Annotated in this window: 15 protein-coding genes and 1 pseudogene; 8 read left to right on the forward strand and 8 right to left on the reverse strand. The window is 52.2% G+C overall.

What is annotated here, in order from left to right; translation table 11 throughout:
• Positions 1 to 1,063: 1,063 nt before the first annotated feature.
• Positions 1,064 to 1,465 (reverse strand): RidA family protein, encoded by a 402-nt coding sequence (locus tag ABLV08_RS18140; protein WP_213796238.1) that lies wholly within the window; start codon positions 1,463 to 1,465, stop codon positions 1,064 to 1,066.
• A 138-nt stretch (positions 1,466 to 1,603) separates the two neighbouring features.
• Between ABLV08_RS18140 and ABLV08_RS18145 the strand changes: the two genes are divergently transcribed.
• Positions 1,604 to 2,206, forward strand: coding sequence for a TetR/AcrR family transcriptional regulator (locus ABLV08_RS18145; RefSeq protein ID WP_015705172.1), 603 nt, complete (start codon positions 1,604 to 1,606; stop codon positions 2,204 to 2,206).
• A 315-nt stretch (positions 2,207 to 2,521) separates the two neighbouring features.
• Here the strand turns inward: ABLV08_RS18145 and ABLV08_RS18150 are convergent, their stop codons facing one another.
• Complete coding sequence (locus ABLV08_RS18150; protein ID WP_015366962.1) at positions 2,522 to 2,740, reverse strand: hypothetical protein; 219 nt, start codon at positions 2,738 to 2,740, stop codon at positions 2,522 to 2,524.
• Positions 2,741 to 2,942: 202 nt separating this feature from the next.
• Complete coding sequence (locus tag ABLV08_RS18155; protein ID WP_161798772.1) at positions 2,943 to 3,299, reverse strand: ASCH domain-containing protein; 357 nt, start codon at positions 3,297 to 3,299, stop codon at positions 2,943 to 2,945.
• A 338-nt stretch (positions 3,300 to 3,637) separates the two neighbouring features.
• Here ABLV08_RS18155 and ABLV08_RS18160 point away from each other — a divergent pair, with 338 nt between their 5' ends.
• The 3 genes from ABLV08_RS18160 (at position 3,638) to ABLV08_RS18170 (ending at position 5,967) form a co-directional block, all read left to right on the forward strand.
• Positions 3,638 to 4,186, forward strand: coding sequence for a GNAT family N-acetyltransferase (locus tag ABLV08_RS18160; protein WP_032707855.1), 549 nt, complete (start codon positions 3,638 to 3,640; stop codon positions 4,184 to 4,186).
• Positions 4,187 to 4,438: 252 nt separating this feature from the next.
• Positions 4,439 to 5,059: a histidine phosphatase family protein gene (locus ABLV08_RS18165; RefSeq protein ID WP_071609823.1), complete on the forward strand. Its 621-nt coding sequence runs from the start codon at positions 4,439 to 4,441 to the stop codon at positions 5,057 to 5,059.
• 323 nt (positions 5,060 to 5,382) lie between these two features.
• Positions 5,383 to 5,967 (forward strand): helix-turn-helix domain-containing protein, encoded by a 585-nt coding sequence (locus tag ABLV08_RS18170; RefSeq protein ID WP_032707860.1) that lies wholly within the window; start codon positions 5,383 to 5,385, stop codon positions 5,965 to 5,967.
• 18 nt (positions 5,968 to 5,985) lie between these two features.
• Here the strand turns inward: ABLV08_RS18170 and ABLV08_RS18175 are convergent, their stop codons facing one another.
• Complete coding sequence (locus ABLV08_RS18175; protein ID WP_032707861.1) at positions 5,986 to 6,429, reverse strand: acetyltransferase; 444 nt, start codon at positions 6,427 to 6,429, stop codon at positions 5,986 to 5,988.
• Positions 6,430 to 6,797: 368 nt separating this feature from the next.
• Entirely contained in the window at positions 6,798 to 8,399 is a 1,602-nt protein-coding gene (locus ABLV08_RS18180) for an aldehyde dehydrogenase family protein (RefSeq protein ID WP_348856115.1), read from the reverse strand.
• Positions 8,400 to 8,678: 279 nt separating this feature from the next.
• Here ABLV08_RS18180 and ABLV08_RS18185 point away from each other — a divergent pair.
• A pseudogene (locus tag ABLV08_RS18185) lies at positions 8,679 to 9,685 on the forward strand (AraC family transcriptional regulator ligand-binding domain-containing protein).
• A 219-nt stretch (positions 9,686 to 9,904) separates the two neighbouring features.
• Here the strand turns inward: ABLV08_RS18185 and fdhF are convergent.
• Both fdhF and ABLV08_RS18195 read right to left on the reverse strand, forming a co-directional pair.
• The gene (fdhF, locus tag ABLV08_RS18190; RefSeq protein ID WP_032707864.1) at positions 9,905 to 12,055 is read right to left on the reverse strand and encodes a formate dehydrogenase subunit alpha; all 2,151 of its coding nucleotides are present in this window, start codon (positions 12,053 to 12,055) and stop codon (positions 9,905 to 9,907) included.
• Positions 12,056 to 12,299: 244 nt separating this feature from the next.
• Positions 12,300 to 13,391 (reverse strand): malate/lactate/ureidoglycolate dehydrogenase, encoded by a 1,092-nt coding sequence (locus ABLV08_RS18195; protein WP_348856116.1) that lies wholly within the window; start codon positions 13,389 to 13,391, stop codon positions 12,300 to 12,302.
• Positions 13,392 to 13,875: 484 nt separating this feature from the next.
• Between ABLV08_RS18195 and ABLV08_RS18200 the strand changes: the two genes are divergently transcribed.
• From ABLV08_RS18200 to ABLV08_RS18210, 3 genes are all read left to right on the forward strand, one after another.
• Positions 13,876 to 14,964, forward strand: coding sequence for an ABC transporter substrate-binding protein (locus ABLV08_RS18200; RefSeq protein ID WP_020079034.1), 1,089 nt, complete (start codon positions 13,876 to 13,878; stop codon positions 14,962 to 14,964).
• Between the two features lie 125 nt (positions 14,965 to 15,089).
• Positions 15,090 to 16,859: an iron ABC transporter permease gene (locus tag ABLV08_RS18205; protein WP_015366950.1), complete on the forward strand. Its 1,770-nt coding sequence runs from the start codon at positions 15,090 to 15,092 to the stop codon at positions 16,857 to 16,859.
• Positions 16,852 to 17,922 carry an ABC transporter ATP-binding protein gene (locus tag ABLV08_RS18210; RefSeq protein ID WP_015366949.1) on the forward strand — a complete coding sequence of 357 codons (1,071 nt, stop codon included), beginning with the start codon at positions 16,852 to 16,854 and terminating at the stop codon, positions 17,920 to 17,922. Before ABLV08_RS18205 ends, ABLV08_RS18210 begins: the two co-directional genes overlap by 8 nt.
• A gap of 7 nt (positions 17,923 to 17,929) precedes the next feature.
• Here the strand turns inward: ABLV08_RS18210 and ABLV08_RS18215 are convergent, their stop codons facing one another.
• Entirely contained in the window at positions 17,930 to 18,301 is a 372-nt protein-coding gene (locus ABLV08_RS18215; RefSeq protein WP_015366948.1) for a VOC family protein, read from the reverse strand.
• Between the last annotated feature and the right edge of the window lie 346 nt (positions 18,302 to 18,647).

Here is an 18,647-nt window from a genome sequence, read left to right on the forward strand (position 1 = left end):
CAAAGACTTCAGGGTAATAAGCCCGCGGGACACAACTTACGATTCAAAGAGGACAAATTGAAATCCAATGTGTGGGTATTTCTGTCCCCATCTTTAGTTTTTTTGCGTTAATTGAATAGCTTTGTGCGCACAGGGACACCAGTATCAATGTATACATATTTAGATTTAGAGCTAAAAGCAACGTCTGCTTTTCGCTCACTGCGGTCCTCCAGCTAAGTTCGCCATGCCATAACAGGAATGCCCATTATACACGTGTATAATGGGCATTCCTGTGCTGATTCGTTGGCTTGCTTCCCTTCATTATTAAGTGATGCCACCATTGAGAACCTGTTCCATAGGTAAGCATGACAGCTCTTCGCTCACAGTGGCCTTTCTGCTCAGTGAATCCGTCCACTCCGTGACAGAATAACCTATTGATCTCAATAATAAATGTCATCTAATTTGTCCTGACTGATGCGGGATAACAGCACCTGATGGCTCTATTTTCGCTCGCCGTATCTCGGCAAGGTATCCGCTTTATCCTGGCTGTAACCATCAATAGTTTGAGGAGAGGGGATAAGTACCGTTGTACTTTTATCATAACTCCTGCTTTTGAGTTTCATATATTAAACAGAGATCAAAACCACGTACACCCATACGACGGCCTTATTACAGCAGAGCACAGAATCCAGGCACAATAAAACAATCTAAGCCGCTGAGGGCAGGTCAGTTGTATATAGGCGGTTTGAGCACCTGTGGAAAAATTGAATATTTAGCGCTGTTTCGTCAATACCCAGAAGCCCAGAAGGATAATAGTTTACCTGTGTAGAGCAAATTGTACCCTGACCATATGAAAAGGGGGTAAAAAGTGTCATATCGATATGGAATGGATTCGTATGAGTCTCAGGGGCATTATAGCGAAATACCATATCACGTTGAAACATGTGTAAGAGCTGACTGCAGAGCTTAAAAAAAGAAAATATTCACTCGATTGGATGAAGTGAATGCCGAAGCCAGACTTAGCTGACCTGGCGGCGGGTTTACACACAGATATCGGATCTCGTGATATCTGTGTGTGAAGTTTTTATTGCTGATGTTCCGGAATCCGGGCGATAACCTTTATCTCAAAATCAAATCCCGCCAGCCAGTTAACCCCCACGGCTGTCCAGTTGGGATATGGCGGCTTCGGAAAAACGGTTTGTTTCACCTGCATAATGGTTGAAAACTGACTCTCCGGATCGGTATGAAAGGTTGTCACATCGATAAGATCTTCAAACGAACATCCTGCGGCGGTAAGAGTGGCCTTGAGGTTTTCAAAGGCACGTTCTACCTGCGTTGCAAAGTCGGGCTCAGGACTACCATCTTCCCGGCTACCCACCTGACCGGATACAAACAGTAAATCACCAGAGCGGATCGCAGCAGAATAACCATGCTTCTCATAGAGAGCGTGGCGATTCGCCGGGAAAACAGGTTTCGGTTGGTTCATAACGTATCCTTTTTTCGGATGTGTGAAGCCGTGCGTGACATAAATAAATGAATTAATATACGCAGTGTATGTAAACTTAACCACACATACGCGGCGTATGTCAAATTTCATACGCTGCGTATATTGCAAGGAGTCCGCATGGCTGCCAAACGCCGCGCCGAAACGATGGAAGAAACCCGCACGAAGTTGATTACAGCCGCACGAAAAGCCTTTGCCGAAAAAGGGTTTGCAGCAGCATCAATGGATGATTTGACTGCCAGCGTTGGCCTGACGCGTGGGGCTCTGTACCATAATTTTGGGGACAAAAAAGGGTTGCTTGCCGCTGTGGTTGCCCAGATTGACTCAGAAATGGCACAAAGTGCCAAGAGTGCAGCGACACAGTTCAGGGATGACCAGCAAAAGCTTCTGGCTGAAGGGATAGCCTATATCAGAATGGCTCTGGATGAAGAAGTCCGGCGTATCGTTCTGCTTGATGGCCCGGCTTTTCTTGGCGATCCTACGAAATGGCCGAGTCAGAATAACTGCCTTGACGCCACCCGAGAGAGCATTTCAGATCTGATTGAACGCGGCTTAATCAAGCCGGTAGATGTGGATGCTACCGCCTGGCTGTTAAATGGAGCTGCACTGAATGCCGCTCAGTGGGTGGCTGCCAGTGAAGATCCGCAGCATGCTTTACCAAAAGCGATTCAGGTTTTCACCCTGCTGGTAAATGGCCTGCTGGAAGAGGGCAAGCACCCATAACCTCCATTCTCAACCTGAAGGTTCGTTAATAAGTTGAGCTCCGTGCCGCTTGTTCCGGCTTCGATTCTCTCGGGTCAGTAATTCAGTCTGAAAATCACATAAGGCCGGTTCAATACGGCCTTCACGAATCTTGATAGTAAAGAATTTTGTGTAGCAATGTTTTACCAGATTTTTCGGACGTTACAATACAGCCAGCCCGATTGTGTATAAACAGGCCCGAGAAGCTAAACTCCACCTTTCATTCATAGAGATCTTACGGCTATTCAGGCAGTCCGCGTCGCGCCAGAAGCGGATATTGATAATTTGATCAATTAATTATTCGATGCGTTTAACATCTGGATGACGTTCGGTTGCAGCTTCATGGAAAATATCATCTAACCAGCCTGCAATTTCATCTTCTGCCAGATCATCTGGAATAACAACGTCATAGATACGGGAATACTTTCTTTCTGTCAGATCTACTCGAAAAACCAACCAGCACTCATTCTTACGCAGAATGCCAAGGTATCGACCAAAGACATTATAAACCAACATGTTATACCTCCAGTAATGTCAATCAAACCACACGTTATATTACTTCGAATAAGAAAGGCAGAGAATAAATCCTGCATTCGTTAGAGGACAACATCTTCTTTTGTCATGACAGTTCTGGTGATCCTGCATGCTGACCGCTTCGTGCCAGGAGCGGACGTTTATGAAAAGGGTGATAGATAAACATCAGCAATTTTATCTCCGATTACAGCACCTCAACCACTTCGAATTCTTCTGCGATCAACTCCATATCCTCAGAAAAATGACCTTCACGGATGAAAAATCGCTGATGCTCTTTCTTCCAGTATTCAAGACTTAAATCGCCTTCACCCTCTTTGCGAGCGAACTCCTCATTAATATCGCAAAAACGCACCAATTGTAGCGAAACCAGCCGGATCACGCATACCGGGACATTCTGTCCATCAAGAATTATGTTATAGCTGCCAATCCTCGGAGCAGATTCTTCCTGTTGGTAAGAGGCAAAAGATCCACAAGAGGCCGTTTTGATTCCTTTTTTAATAAGGTTAGCAAGCTCGCTTGCCAGTTCTGGACTGTCTCCCATTTGCCAGGCCCCTGCGCCTGGATATTTCATTTCTATTTCCCTAAGCTTAACCATTAATGCATCTGCCTAACCGTTGATGAAAAAAGTAATAATAGTATTAGCGTTAATGGGGTCACCATTAACAGTAATACGTTACCTCAGATAGTGTGGTTTGCTCTTCGCTCAGACTGGAGCTTAAACTCAGTTGGTTCATCCGCGCAGTGCCAAAAACTGCCCCTGACTGCTTGTTAACCGCGCCTCCTATTGTATAGATATTTTCTGTACATCAAGATACATTGAGATAGCTATTTAATGGCTTAAATAGTAATAGACACTAAGTTCAGGAAGGAAAAGTGCTGATGCCAATACCTATTCTCTATACAGAACGCTTACTGTTAAAACCATTATCCTCAGAAGATGCCTCACAAATTCAGATACTTTATCCTCGCTGGGAGATTGTTCGGTACATGGTCTCATCAGTACCGTGGCCCTATCCGGATAATGGCGCCGAGAATTATGTCAATAACGTTGCCTTGCCTGATATAGCAAATGGAATCGCTTGGATCTGGACTATTAGGCATCGTGAAACACCTGACAACATGGTAGGTTTAATCTGTCTTTATGATGTTGAGGATAACAACCGAGGATTTTGGTTATCTCCGGAGCATCAGGGCAAAGGTTTTATGCGTGAGGCCTGTAACGCAGCTACAGATTATTGGTTCAATTCCTTAAATAAGACTATATTGCGTGCGCCGAAAGCGGCTCTCAATAACCGCTCCAAACGTATCTCACAAAGCAGTGGCATGCGGCTCATTAGGACTGAAAAGAAAGCATATGTCAGCGGTCTGCTGGATTCCGAGCTATGGGAAATCACACGTGATGAATGGAATGCTCGTAAAGGTGGCTGATAAGCTGATGGCATGTCCGCTAAGCGCTCCCAGCGGACCTTCAGCTTCGTTAACACGTCCGCTCCGTGCCAAAAGCGGAAGTTAACTACGGATAAAATTCAGCGCCCCACACCCAGAGCCGCTGCATAACGGCAATAAGCTACACTTGTTCATTATTTCCACAACAGGAAAGCCTTCCGCTGCTTCAACGGTGTGTGTTTGACATCGCGCAGTTGGGACATTTTGATCAACAACGAGCATGGCCAGCTAACGATGAAATTGATACTTGTTCGACACGCAGAAACAGAGTGGAATTGGGAAGGAATTATTCAGGGGCACAGCGATAGCTCCTTGACCTGTCGGGGTTTGCGTGAAACATCCCTCCTACTAGCAGCGTTTAGTGCAAGTGAGTATCAAATAGAGCGTATTTACGCTTCTCCGCTTGGGCGTGCCTGGCAAATGGGGCAAAGCCTGGCTGAACACTTTCATTGTTCACTGACGGCTGAACCGGCCCTTAAAGAGCAGGCCTTTGGTCAGTTTGAAGGTATGCCGTTAGAACTACTCAGACAAAAACATCCAAACTATGCAAATGCATTATTCAGGCTTGATGCAGAGTATTGTCCACCAGGGGGGGAGTCACTGGCGCATGCTTCTCAGCGAGTTATGCGTTTTTTACAAAACCTGGAAGATACTTCATCACATCAACAAACAATATGTATTGTGTCTCACGGGCATGTCAGTCAGGGCACTCTGGCAATTCTTAAAGAAGGGACTGTCGATAGTTTCCCTCGCTATGCTCATCCCAATGCAAGTTATTCTGTTATCGACCTGATTAATGGAAAATGTATTGGCCTAAAGTGGGGGATTGCTACACATTTACGTCACCTGAATTAGTGGCTACCTTCCAGGCATTGAAAACCCATCCTGCCAGAATCATCATTATTTAAGCACAATGTTCACTCCTCGCTGTGAGTTCAACGGGTCGATGCAACGCTATCCTTAATCAAGGGGGGACGTTGCTATGAAACGAAGAACTCGGATTAACTTACCCGCGTTGTGCCGGATGCGGGCATCGCAAACTCATGCTCTTCTGATGACGTGGGTGCTAAAGATAATTGTCCATCCATTGAAACCTGATTTTTTCACACTGACATAATCAATGATTCCAGCCTAATTTGGCTAATGGCATAATCAGGCAGGCGAAAGTGAGGGTGAAAATGGATAAAACAGCGAAAAATCAGATAGTAGATAGCGACATTGCACAGTTATTACTAAAGCACAGGAAAGCTCGTAACTGGACGGTAACGGAGCTTGCTCAACGCTCAGGCGTGAGCCAGGCGATGATTAGTAAGATTGAACGAGGCGTCTCCAGCCCCAGCGCGACTATCCTTAGTCGTTTAGCGAACGCCATGAATATTACGCTATCAAAACTTTTCGCCGAGCTTGAGCAACATCAGAATTCGCTGGTTCGTTTCGCTCACCAGCAGCAGCATTGGACAGATGAACAATCAGGCATTATTCGTTGGACATTGTCCCCGGCGGGCGCCAGTCCGGAACTGATAAAAGTTGAAATCCCTGCACTGGGGCAACTGACGATCCCCGCTTCCGCTATTGAGCATCTTTGCGGGCAAACACTTTGGATGCTGAGCGGCAACCTTGATTTTAGGATCAATCATCAGACTCATCATTTGCAAGCGGGTGACTGTCTTGCTCTTACCTTTGCAGGCGAGTGCCAAATGACCAACCCGGATAGCGAACAGAGCTGTACATACATCGTTGCGTTTAGCCAAAAAAACAGATGATATTTCCCTGGCAAACGGTTAGACGCCATGCCCTTTACGCAGGTGCAGCAGGGGATAAGGTCTTCCCTGACTATCCTGCCCGGAGCGCCCTGAAACCTGAAAGCCCATATGTTGATAAAACCCGACAGCCTGTTGGTTTTGTTCATTGACGTCGACGCTTAAATCAGGATGAAGAGCAAGGGCATGGGATATCAACTGTTTTCCGACGCCAAGCCCGCGAGCAGCAGCATCTACGAACAGGGCCTCCAGGTGACCATCATGTAAAAACATAAATCCGAGTGGCTGGTCTTCATCATTTGTCGCTACCCATACAGGGGTTTCCGAAAAAAAGCCGACCACCTCTTTTTCGATCTCTTGCCGGTCGTGAGCTTTCAGAAAATCGTGCGTAGCATCGACAGAATTTTTCCAAATTTGGATGATGTCTTCCGCTTCAGAAGGTCGTGACATTCTGATTTTTATCATCTTTTTTTCCTTAAAATGGACATGTTTTTGGGTAATAACCTACAAAATGAATCCACGTAATTTACTATGGTGTAATTAAATTCACAATAGTGAAGGTGTCGTCAAGTCTATCGTTGCTAGACTCACTTTCAGGTGCAGAATGCCACGACCGGCTCTGGCCTGATAGCGCTCGAACTGGCGTACAAGCCGTTCGAGCACCACGATTTATTGTGGAAAGCCGCGATGAGTTCCGATTTATTGTTGTGGAGCTCACCCTATGCATGTCCTCAAGGTCACATTCACTGCTCAGGCTACGAAGCAGACTCGCTAGAAGATAGTCGAGTAAAGGGCAATGGATAAGGCCTTTCAGGCCGATACGTTCTACTGACTCAGAAATCTTTTTTACGGAAGCTATCGCGGATGGCGTCCCCCATCAGACAGGTCAGGTTCATCCAGGTAGGCTCGACTGCGAAATTCGCCATGTTTCCAGCCATATTGTCGAACGCTCGCTTGTTGGTGTAGAGCATGTGCCCAGGTGACATAAACTTTGTCTCCATGATCGATTTCTCAACGTTCTCGTAATTGAGTAGGTTGCCAAAGTTGCCGCGACCAGAAACGAACGTCTTGCCTGCCTCATTTCCACCCCAGGCCAGATAGGGGTTGAGAAAAATGAAGGACGGCATGCTGTTGATGGCGACCGCACCATATTCCAGGTCAGACACCGCCTGCTCAAGTAATTTCTGATGGGCCTTTCTGGTGTCCTCATCGATAAGTATCGCACTGGCGAGCGTGCCCAGGAGCTGGGTGTTGGCGAACTTGACGGCGCCGGGGAGAAAGTGCGCGGCATTGGCTGGCAGGTCAAGCGGCACTTCAGCGAGCACCAGGCTGAACGCTTCATGTGAAGTGGCGTAGCCACCGGGCTCAACGTCTGTGAGTAATATGACATCGGAATGCGGATACTTGCCGCCCTCGGGGCTCAGTACTTCCGCATCGGGATAGGCCTGTCGAAAACCATCCACGACCTTGTCGGCGCCAGGGTAGTACATACCCATGGCCGGAGTAGTCTCCGAGATAGCGACCCGCAGCGCGTCGAGGAATTCCTTGCGCTGCGGCCAGTGTTTGCTTGTCACCAGAGTTTGGGGACGACCGCAGTTCGCGCCACCATTGAACTTTGCCATGGTGGCTATCTGCACTGCCTGGTGCTCAATTTCCTTCTTTGTCCATGGCCGGTCGCCCGGCACGATGATGCATGGGTTATTACCGCCGCATTCGGAGATCAGCGGCGTCTCTGTCGCTGACATGATAGCCTCGGCCGTTGCGGTTCCACCAGTAAAGTAGATCCTGGAGAGGCGGGGGTCTACTGTCAGATCTTGTCCCCGATCGGCATCGCAGAAGCTCAGAACGCGCCGATCAATCAGCGGCTGCATGATCTTTGCCCAAATCCTGTCGGTTTCTTCGTTCAGGTGATGCGGTTTGTGTACGACTGTACAGTTCTCGAAGAAGATCGCTTTCAACACCTCGAGCGCTGAGCTGTAGTTGCCTGCACCCAGCACGGCAATAATACCCGCGGGCTTTTCCATCGGATTGATTTGTTTCGGTGCGCCTTTCACACGGATGCGACTCTTCTGATCCGCGTACATCAACTTGTCCTTCCGCTCCTGCGGAAAGACATAAATATCGTAGAGATCCTCACTCACTTTTTCCACGCTCAGCGGCTGTGGCATCTTGCCGTCGAGAATGGATTCATAAAGGATGATGGCTGCCGAGACGGTACTCGCCATAGGAACGACGGTAGCAACCTTTGACATTGGGTATGAAAAAAGAGGCGCACCGAGGATGCCGTTCTTCATCTTGCTGTCGGCGAAGGCGAGGTCATCACCGTACTTCTTCAGGTTTGCACGGACTTCCTCCAGCAGACGCAAACGTTCTGCGGGAGATGTTGTGGTCCATTTTTGGGGATCCAGTTGGTCGATAGCTTCGGTAGCATTCATGGGAATTTCTCTATTGTTCAGATTGGACCGCCAGGACAGGTGGAACGTGTCCTGGCTGGTGTGATGTTTACATCTCACTATAGGAAGCAAGCCACGACAACGCTCTGGCAATCCGCGCCAATTTTAATGCGAGAGATGCCAGCACAGGGAGTTGAGTCGTGGATGTTACAGATTGGCGTAACGTGCAGTCATTGTGGCGCGGTTTGAAGGGGGTTAAGCGCACGACTGCTCTATACTCTGAGCGTCGGTTGAAAGAGCAATAGTGACGGAGTTCTGAAGGTGCAAAACAAAACTTTTCCCATGGATATTGGCTGGCTGGCAATACTGAAGGACTTAGATGTTCAGCCTGGTCATGTATTACGTCGGGCCGGCCTTCCAGACGATTTACTCTCTCGTACAAGACAGGGGCTTTCTGGCGAAGACTATTTTCGTTTCTGGCGCGCTTTAGAGGCTGAGGCAAGTAATGCCATGTTTCCCTTACGCCTCGTCGAGACTCTCTCGGCTGATTCTTTCAACCCACCACTGTTCGCTGCCCTGTGCAGCGCGAATCTGGTACAGGCTTTGCAGCGCCTCGCCAAATACAAGCAACTGGTGGCGCCCATGAGCCTGGAAGTCAATACGGGTGACGCAGGCGAGCTGGTCGTGACGCCTCGCTGGTTGTCGATACAAACCGAGGTACCTTACTCGCTGCAAGTGGCCGAGATTGCGTTTTTCGTGCGACTAACCAGACTGGCTACCCGTGAGCACATTAAGGCGCATCGCGTTATCCTGCCGCAACTTCCGTCCAGTCGTTATCTCCGGCGTTACGAGAATTTCTTCGGCGTACCTGTGCAAAAGGGAGAGTATCCAGTTATCGCTTTCGCCGCTGTGGATGCTTTGCGTCCATTCCTGACGGTCAACGAAAGCATGTTTCACGCGTTCGAACCCGATCTTCGCCGACGGCTCAGTGAACTTGATTCGACGGCGTCGACGGCGGAACGCGTGCGTGCTGTCTTACTGGAGCTGTTGCCTGGTAATGCGGCTACCATTGAGAAGGCCGCGGAACGACTGGGCTTGAGTAAGCGTACGCTTCAACGTCGGCTGAGGAGGAGGGGGAAAACTTTCGCGCCCTGGTCAATATGGTGCGGGAGAGCCTTGCCCGACACTACCTGGCAAATACCACGATGTCCGGCGCAGAGATCGCTTTCCTCCTTGGATTCGAAGATCCCAATTCCTTTTATCGCGCATTCCAGGGGTGGACTGGAAAAACACCTGACAGCGTCCGTCATGCCATGCGCTTGAATTGAGGAAAACACACCATGTCTTAACTTACCGAACAGGAGAAAGCCCTGTTTGCCGGCGTCCCAGGACGGGTGGGCGGCTTTATACTTCAGTCCCTGCTGGCAGATCCCTGAACGGGACAACAGATTTTCATAAAGCAGGCCTGCCAAAGAAGACCTATTTTTATGTCAATCCGGTCAACGTCAGATATCAGGGAGAAGCTAAGCCTCTCCCTGAATTCACCCTCAGGCGTTAGCTGCCGCCTTTAACCGCGCCTTCATCAGGCTATAGGTCGTCCACGCGTACCGTTCCGCCCAGTCCTGGTCGGCAATAGCCTCTACCTTCACCGCGCAGTACTTGGTTTCCGGGGTTTTCGAGATAGGATCCAGATTATCCTGGGTCAGCTCGTTACAGGCGCCGACCCACCACTGGTAGGTCATATACACCGCGCCGGGGTTGATTCGCTCGCTGAGATCGGCGCGAGTCATCACTTTGCCGCGCCGCGAACTCACCCATACCAGCTGACGATCGGCGATACCAGTCCGCTCTGCATCGGCAGGGTGCATCTGGATCCGGCCAGGTTCGTCCGCCAGCGACTGCAGCGCCGCGCAGTTGCCGGTCATTGAACGGCAGGAGTAATGGCCGACTTCGCGCACCGTGCAGAGCACCAGCGGGAAATCATCGTCCGGCGTTTCCGCCGGCGCGCGCCACGGCGCGGCGAACAGTTGCCCTTTGCCCGATGGAGTATCAAAGTGATTATCCTGATACAACCATGGCGTACCGGGGTGATCGAGCGTTGGGCACGGCCACTGCACGTGGCCCATATCGCCCATTTTCTCCCAGGTTACGCCGTAGAACAGCGGACAGAGTTCGCGCATTTCATCCCAGATTTGCTGGTTACTGGCGTAATGCATCGGATAGCCCATCTCGCTGGCCAGCAGGCTGATAATTTCCCAATCGCGTTTCACATTACCTGTGGGCGGAATAGCCTGTTCGAAACGCTGGAAGCCGCGGTCGGCGCAGGTAAAGACGCCGCCGTGCTCGCCCCAGGACGTCGCCGGCAGCAGCACGTCAGCCACTTCCGCCGTTTTGGTCATAAAAATATCCTGCACTACCACAAAATCCAGCGCTTCCATCCCTTTGCGTACCAGACCCAGATCGGCCTCGGTTTGCAGCGGATCCTCTCCCATGATGTAGTAGGCTTTGATTTCTCCCGCCAGCGCTTTATGCGGGACTTCGGTGATACGGGTGCCGATTTGCGTATCCATCAGCGCCGGATCGATGCCCCAGGCATTGGCGAATTTGGCGCGCACCGCGGCGTCGGTGACGTCCTGATAGCCCGGGAACTGGTTGGGTAACACCCCCATATCGCAGGCGCCCTGGACGTTATTTTGTCCACGGACCGGGCCGACGCCGACGTTAGCCCGCCCGAGGTTGCCGGTCAGCAGCGCGAGGCTGGCGAGACCGCGGACGACATCAACCGCCTGGCCAAACTGGGTTACGCCCATTCCCCACATAATGGTGGCGGAAGGGGCGGCGGCGAAGGTGCGCATCGCCCGGCGAATGGCCAGCGCCGGGACGCCGACCAGCGCTTCCACGGCTTCGGGAGAGTAGTCTTTCACCGCCTCACGATAGGCCTCAAGCCCTTCGGTATAACGCTCAACGTAATCGTGATTGTAGAGATCTTCTTCCAGCAGGACATAGGCGAAGGCGTTGACCAGCGCCATATTGCTGCCGTTGTTGAGCTGCAGATGCTGGTCGGCGATGCGGGCGGTTTCAATGCGCCGCGGATCGCAGACGATGATTTTCGCGCCGTTGTCGCGGGCTCTCAATACCCTTCGCGCCACGATAGGGTGAGAATCGGCGCAGTTATAGCCAAAGACCAGCAGACATTTTGAGTTCTCAATATCGCTTATCGAGTTGCTCATCGCGCCATTGCCGAGCGAAGCCTGCAGCCCGGCGACCGACGGCCCGTGGCAAACGCGGGCGCAGCAGTCGACGTTATTGGTATTGAGTACCGCACGGGCGAATTTCTGCATTACGTAATTGGTTTCATTCCCCGTGCCGCGGGACGAACCGGTGGTCATGATGGCGCGCGGGCCATATTTGGCCTTGATCTCGCGGAGCTTAGCGGCGGTGTAGCGAATCGCTTCTTCCCAACTGACCGGGGTGAACGGGCCGCCTTTCTGATAACGAATCATCGGCTGCTTCAGGCGAGGCGTGAGAAGCTGCGTGTCATTGAGGAAATCCCAGCCGTAGTAGCCTTTCAGGCATAGCTGGTTTTGATTGGTGACGCCGTCGGCGGCCTCGGCGCGAATGATTTTATCATTTTCGACAACCAATTTGAGTTTACAACCCGCCCCGCAATAGGGGCACACGCTGGTAATTTTATTCATCAGTAACAGACCTGTTAACAGTGAAGATAGGGCGATAGCGCGCCGGGCCCGGCAGGCTACCGTCAGCAAACGCGCGACGTCGATCGTCGTGCGATACAAATCGATTGCATAATGCGTGCCAAAGTGAAGATAGCGCTGATGACGCGGGATGAAGGTGATGAAGACGCGGGAAAATCATGGATGTCGTCATAAGTGACGATGACGCGGGACGCCGTGGCTGACGATCGCCCCGCGGGGATTGAGGTTAAGCGTTAACTTCCATATTCTGCTGAAGTTGGTTCAGCGTCTCTTGCGACATGCCGGCCTGCCGCGCGGCGGCGCAGATCGCCTGCCAGCTACTGGCATCGAGCGGAATACCGTTTGCCAGCCGCTGCTGACGATTGGCCGCTTCCCACTCACCCGGCGCCAGAATAGGCGTATCGGCATCGTGCGGCGACTGTTTACACCAGTCGATAAAGGCCTCGGTTTCGCGCTGCATCTGCGGCGCATCGAAGGCTTCGGGGCTGAGAATAATGGTAGTCATGCAGTTGAAGATGGCGTCGACGCAGCCCTGCAGGCTATCCTGGTGGGTCGTTTGTCCGCCCGAGACCGCGCCGCCGAGCACCTCGCACAGCGTCGCCAGGGCATAGCCTTTATGTTGGGCAAAGGTGAGCAGGGCGCCAAGCGGTGAGGTCTGCATCACCGCCGGATCGGTGGTCGGTTCGCCGCGAGAGTCAATCAATGAGCCGGCGGGCACCGCTTCGTCTTTATGCCACGCGACGCGGGTTTTGCCAAAAGCGATGGCGCTGGTGGCGTAATCGAGCAGCAGCGGCGGGTGGCCTTCACGCGGGAAGACCACGCAGAGCGGGTTAGTGCCGAAGCGGCTATCTTTGCCGCGAAATGGCGCCACCATCGGATCGCCGACGACGCTGACGAAATGAATGGATATTAACCCCTGCGCGGCGCACTGTTCCGCCCAGTAACCGATGCGCCCGATATGGTGAGCATTGCGCAGCGCTACCGCGGCCAGGCCGTGCTGTTTGGCTTTTTCAATCCCCAACTGCATGGCTTCATGGGCAACGACCTGACCGAAGCCGGCGTTACCGTCAAGGGTGACGACGGCGCCGGCGTCTTTCATCACGCTGGCATGGCGGTTAAGCTGCAAAAATCCTTCGCTATGGGATTTTACGTAACTCGGGATCATGCCGACGCCGTGCGAATCGTGTCCGGCAAGGTTGGCAGCGATCAGGTGGTCTGCGACCAGCGCGGCTTCGGTTGGTGTACTGCCCAGCTGCGTGAACAGGGTGGTAACGAAGTGGTGCAGCTCCGTGGGGCGAAAGCGATGTCCTGTAGGCACGAATAGTCTCCTCGATGTATGTTGTTGTTTTGTTGCGTTTGCCATTCCATGCTGCGCCGCAAGGCGCAGAAGATCAAGGCGATAAATATCTCTCACTGAATAGGGAGATTATTGGCATGGTTCATTTTGACGAAACCGCCCGGCAAAATGGTGTTGAATGTAATATTAGGTGAATATGTAAAAGGTACATTTATTACTCCATCCTCGTAATGGCGCTGCTCCTGTTTTTCTTTATTCGAATGGTCCTGAAGAAATGCAAATAAAGGCTTTGCCATTGGCGGTAATCGCTTCGTGACGCTGCGGCATTAATCTGTGACCTCGCTCGCTGTTTTCTCTATTCGCTGAATAAACTCCATAAACACCACTTTTTAAACTACACCACTGTCACAAAAGCCATAAAAACCCTTCCCCCAGCGTTGCAGAGGGGGTTGTAGCACTATATGTTAAATTTGTGTTTAATTATTGATGCTTAAGGGTTGATTTTATGTATAAGAAAATCGGCGGTTTAGTGGTTTCACTGACGACAGTCTTCTCGTACTCCGCGCTGGCGGAGGTGCCGCAGGGCTACCCGGCAGATTATCAAAAAGTCGTTGATGCCGGGGTGAAAGAGGGCAAAGTCGTGGTTTATTCCACAACGGACACCAAAGCGGCAGGGCCGTTAATTAAAGGCTTTGAAGCGCAATATCCTGGGATTAAAGTTGAATATAACGATATGAACAGCACCGAGCTGTACAACCGTTATATTAGTGAACAAGCCGCCGGCGGCGGGAGCGGCGACGTGGTGTGGAGCTCTTCTATGGACACGGCGCTGAAATTAGCCACCGATTATGCGCAAGAGTATGCTTCACCAGAAGTTGGCAAGCTGCCGAAATGGGCGGTCTGGCAGCAAAAAGCCTACGGCACAACCTATGAGCCGGTGGTCTTTATCTATAACAAACGGCTGATCCCACAAAATGAAGTGCCGGATTCACATACCGCATTGGCCAAACTTATCGCCGGGCAGGCTGATAAATTTAAAGGCAAAGTCACCACCTACGATATCGAGAAATCGGGGCTTGGTTTTATGCTGGCGGTGCAGGATAGCAAGGCTGACGGCAATTACTTTGCCGACCTGGCGAATATCGCCAAAGGCGGCCTGACGGTGCAATCCTCTACCGGCACCATGATGGAGCGCGTCTCCTCCGGTGAAAACCTGATCGGCTATAACATTCTGGGATCCTATGCCGAAGCGCGCGCTAAAACCGACCCGTCATTAGGCATCGCCTATCCGAAAGACTACGTGCTGGTGCTGTCCCGCGTCTCATTTATCACCGCGGAAGCAGGGCATCCTAATGCGGCGAAACTGTGGTTCGATTATGTACTGTCGGAAAAAGGGCAAACGATTCTTGCCTCTCAGGGCGATATCCCGTCAATTCGCAACGACATTGAAGGTAAAAATGATATCGACGGGATGACCAAATTACTGGGCAATGCGCTGAAGCCTATTCCGGTGGATGAAAGCCTGCTGCAATATCTGCAACCCAAACAGCGTCTGGAATTTATTAAGCAATGGCGCGCCGCTGCTGCGAAATAAAGTAATTACCTGTGAAACTTCCCCTGGAATGTATCCGGGGGAATGATCGTATCAGTATTCAGTAAATAAGTACTCATTATCTCTTCTTGATAATTTATCTCTGCACTTTGCCAGGGGAATTAAAGATGAACATTTTACGCAGAAAGTGGCAAGGGCTACCGCGTGGCATGGTGGTATTGATAGCGGCACTGGTAATTTACGTTCCGCTATTATTTATCGTGGCGCAAAGTTTTCTTTCCGCACCATTTTTTGCCCGCTCGAAAGAGTGGAGCCTCGAAGCCTTCGGTTTTATTTTTACCGACCCGGATTTTTACCTGGCCTTACGCTCTGGATTTATCCTCGCTTTTGGTCTGGTCATTATCGCGATTCCGCTGGGCGGCATTCTGGCCTTTTTAATGGTACGTACCGATTTACCCGGCAGGCGCTTTATTGAGCCGCTGATCCTGGTGCCGATTTTCGTCTCGCCGATGGTGCTGGGCTTTGGTTACGTGGTGGCCGCCGGGCCGGTCGGTTTCCTGTCGCAGTGGGCGCAGGCGTGGCTTGGTTTTGTGCCGTGGAATATCTACTCGATGTTCAGCATCGTGGTAATCGCCGGTTTAACGCACGTCCCGCATGCCTATCTTTATATCTCCTCGGCGCTGCGTAGCGTCGGTTCGGATGTGGAAGAGGCGGCGCGTACCGTCGGCGCCACGCCGCTGCAGGTGATGACCTCGGTGAGCCTGCCGATGGTACGCCCGTCCATTCTCTACGCCTGCGTGCTGCTGTTCTTCCTCGGCCTTGAGGTCTTTGGCCTGATGCTGGTGCTCGGCGATCCGGAGGGCAACATGGTGCTGGCGACCTATCTCTATAAGTTGACCAATAAACTGGGAACGCCTTCTTACCATCTGATGGCGGCGGTCGCGGTGGTGTTAATCTGCATTACCATTCCGCTGGTGATGTTGCAGCGCCGGTTGATGCGTACCGCCAACCGCTTCGTGACCATGAAAGGTAAAGCGTCGCAGTCGCGCGCCTTGCCGCTGGGGAAATGGCGTTGGGTCGCGGGCGCGGTCGTGGTGGCGTGGTTAACCGTGACCATCGGCGTTCCGCTACTGGGTGTGGCGCTACGGGCCTTTATTTCCAATTGGGGCGTTGGCGTTTCATTATGGGATGAGCTGTCGCTGGCGACTTTCCGCAACATCTGGCAGCAGCCGAATCTGCTGCGGGCGATCGTCAACTCGATGGCGATCGGGATTATCGGCGGCGCGCTGGCGGTGGTGTGCTATCTGTTTGTCGGTATCGCCATGCACCGTAAACCGGATAACGTCACGCGCTTTCTCGACTACAGCGTGCTGGTACCGCGCGCGGTGCCGGGCCTGTTGGCCGGTCTGGCGTTTCTGTGGGTGTTTCTGTTTGTGCCGATGTGGCTCGATCAGTCATTGAAAAACGGCTGGCTCTCGACGCTGCCGGTCGCCGACTGGCTGCGCGAACACCTTATCGTGCAATTGCGCGCGCTGCGCAACACCATTTTCAGCGTCTGGTTGGCCTATACGGTGGTGTGGATGGCCTACGGCCTGCGCCTTATCTCATCAACGCTGCTGCAGGTGGCGCCGGAGCTGGAGGAGGCCGCGCGTAGCACCGGCGCCTCTCGCGGGCAAATCACCCGCCACGTCACCGTTCCGCTGGCGCGCTACGGGCTTATCGGCTCCTGGCTGCTGATGTTCCTGATCTTTGAACGCGAATATTCAACCGGCGTTTATTTGTTGTCGCCAGGCACCGAAACGATCGGGTCGATGCTGGTCTCTCTGTGGGCGGCGGGCGCCATTGATATCGTCGCGGCGCTATCGTTTATCAATATTCTGCTGGTGGTAGTCGGTCTGGGTATCGCCCTGCGCTTTGGAGTGAAATTACATGATTGAGTTATCGGTAGACAATCTGCATCTGACCTATGGCGACAACCCGGTGCTGAAAGGGGTGTCGATGGAGCTCAAACGCGGGGAAGTGGTGTCGCTGCTTGGCCCTTCAGGTAGCGGGAAAACCACGCTGTTGCGTGCGGTCGCCGGGCTGGAGAAACCGACCGCCGGGCGGATCACCATCGGCAATAACGTGGTTTATGACGGCAGTCCGCGTAGCGAGATCCCGGCGGAAGAGCGTAATCTCGGGCTGGTGTTCCAGTCCTACGCCCTGTGGCCGCATAAAACGGTATTCGACAACGTGGCCTATCCGCTGAAACTGCGTAAGGTGGCCAGCGGCGAGATTAAACAGCGGGTGCAGAGCGTTCTCGAGCAGCTAGGTCTGGGACATCTCGGTAATCGGCATCCGCATCAGCTATCCGGCGGCCAGCAGCAGCGCGTGGCTATAGGACGGGCGCTGGTCTATAACCCACCGGTTATTCTGCTGGATGAGCCGCTATCTAACCTCGACGCCAAGCTGCGCGAAGAGGCGCGGGTATTCCTGCGCGAGCTCATTATTAAGCTGGGCCTGTCGGCGCTGATGGTCACCCACGATCAGAATGAAGCAATGGCGATCTCCGATCGCATTTTGTTGCTTAACAACGGCGTGATTGAACAGCAGGGGACGCCGCAGGAGATGTACGGCAATCCGGCCACCCTGTTCGCCGCCGAGTTTATGGGCAGTAATAACCGCCTGCACGGTAAGGTGACGGCGCTGGAGGACGGACGCGCGCGAGTTGAAGGCGCCAGCTGGGCGCTATGGGGCCGCGCGGGCGAGGGGGTCAGCGTCGGTCAGCCGGCGACGGCGGTGATCCGCGTCGAACGGCTGCGCCTTGACTGCTCGCCGCAGGATAACAGCCTGGAACTTCCGCTGCTGACCAGCATGTACCTTGGCGATCGGTGGGAATATCTGTTCCGCACCGAGGGCGATGACTTTGCCATCCGCGCCTACGGCACGGCCCTGCGCGATGCCGAACATTGTCATCTGACGCTGCCCGCGGATGATGTGTGGATTTTTCCGCAGCGATAAACTTTGCTCAGGGCGCCAGATGACACACCGCTTCGATATTGTGTCCATCTGGCGCAATGACAAAGGCGGCGTAGTAATTGGCGTGGTAATTAGGTCGTAATCCCGGCGCGCCGTTATCCTTGCCTCCGGCGGCCAGCGCCGCGTGCCAGAAGGCGTCAACCTGCTCGCGGCTCTCGGCGCAAAAGGCGATATGCAGCGGCGCGGGTTTATCTTCGCTTTGATAGAGGCATAAAGAGGCATCGTTCGCTCCGGCTAGCTCCGCGCCGTAAGCCGGCTCGCCTTCGCCCGCCAGCGTCACGCCGAGCGGCGCCAGCGCCTGTAAAAAGAATGCCTTGCTCGCGGCATAATCACTGACGCCAAATTTGACATGATCGAACATAAATTCTCCTTGTGGTTGGGAATATCTGTACGACATCACCGTGTCGTTAAATTGATAAGGGAACCAGTATCGATTTAATTAACAACGGTGATTAACTAATTTAACAGCTCGAATTGTTTAATTATTCATTAAGCGAGTATTTACAGGTGCTTAATCTGCCATGTACCATAAACAAAAAATAACAAATGTGATACATATCACCCTTTATTGGCGCTTTGGTAAAACCAAAGGCGCGAAATTTCCGCATGACTTACCGCACTCAGGTTATTAAATGCCCGATCTTATCGTGACAACCCGGTGAATATTTGCGCCATTTTCCCGCGTTGCGTTGAGAATCGTCTAATAT

This window comes from Klebsiella sp. CN_Kp088 (genome assembly GCF_040064335.1).
GTDB classification, from domain to species: domain Bacteria; phylum Pseudomonadota; class Gammaproteobacteria; order Enterobacterales; family Enterobacteriaceae; genus Klebsiella; species Klebsiella aerogenes.

Excerpts from the sequence above, each read along its gene's own strand:
- ABLV08_RS18140 (WP_213796238.1), bottom strand. The coding sequence starts at position 1,465 with ATGAACCAACCGAAACCTGTTTTCCCGGCGAATCGCCACGCTCTCTAT.
- ABLV08_RS18145 (WP_015705172.1), top strand. The coding sequence starts at position 1,604 with ATGGCTGCCAAACGCCGCGCCGAAACGATGGAAGAAACCCGCACGAAG.
- ABLV08_RS18150 (WP_015366962.1), bottom strand. The coding sequence starts at position 2,740 with ATGTTGGTTTATAATGTCTTTGGTCGATACCTTGGCATTCTGCGTAAG.
- ABLV08_RS18155 (WP_161798772.1), bottom strand. The coding sequence starts at position 3,299 with ATGGGAGACAGTCCAGAACTGGCAAGCGAGCTTGCTAACCTTATTAAA.
- ABLV08_RS18160 (WP_032707855.1), top strand. The coding sequence starts at position 3,638 with ATGCCAATACCTATTCTCTATACAGAACGCTTACTGTTAAAACCATTA.
- ABLV08_RS18165 (WP_071609823.1), top strand. The coding sequence starts at position 4,439 with ATGAAATTGATACTTGTTCGACACGCAGAAACAGAGTGGAATTGGGAA.
- ABLV08_RS18170 (WP_032707860.1), top strand. The coding sequence starts at position 5,383 with ATGGATAAAACAGCGAAAAATCAGATAGTAGATAGCGACATTGCACAG.
- ABLV08_RS18175 (WP_032707861.1), bottom strand. The coding sequence starts at position 6,429 with ATGATAAAAATCAGAATGTCACGACCTTCTGAAGCGGAAGACATCATC.
- ABLV08_RS18180 (WP_348856115.1), bottom strand. The coding sequence starts at position 8,399 with ATGAATGCTACCGAAGCTATCGACCAACTGGATCCCCAAAAATGGACC.
- fdhF (WP_032707864.1), bottom strand. The coding sequence starts at position 12,055 with ATGAATAAAATTACCAGCGTGTGCCCCTATTGCGGGGCGGGTTGTAAA.
- ABLV08_RS18200 (WP_020079034.1), top strand. The coding sequence starts at position 13,876 with ATGTATAAGAAAATCGGCGGTTTAGTGGTTTCACTGACGACAGTCTTC.
- ABLV08_RS18205 (WP_015366950.1), top strand. The coding sequence starts at position 15,090 with ATGAACATTTTACGCAGAAAGTGGCAAGGGCTACCGCGTGGCATGGTG.
- ABLV08_RS18210 (WP_015366949.1), top strand. The coding sequence starts at position 16,852 with ATGATTGAGTTATCGGTAGACAATCTGCATCTGACCTATGGCGACAAC.
- ABLV08_RS18215 (WP_015366948.1), bottom strand. The coding sequence starts at position 18,301 with ATGTTCGATCATGTCAAATTTGGCGTCAGTGATTATGCCGCGAGCAAG.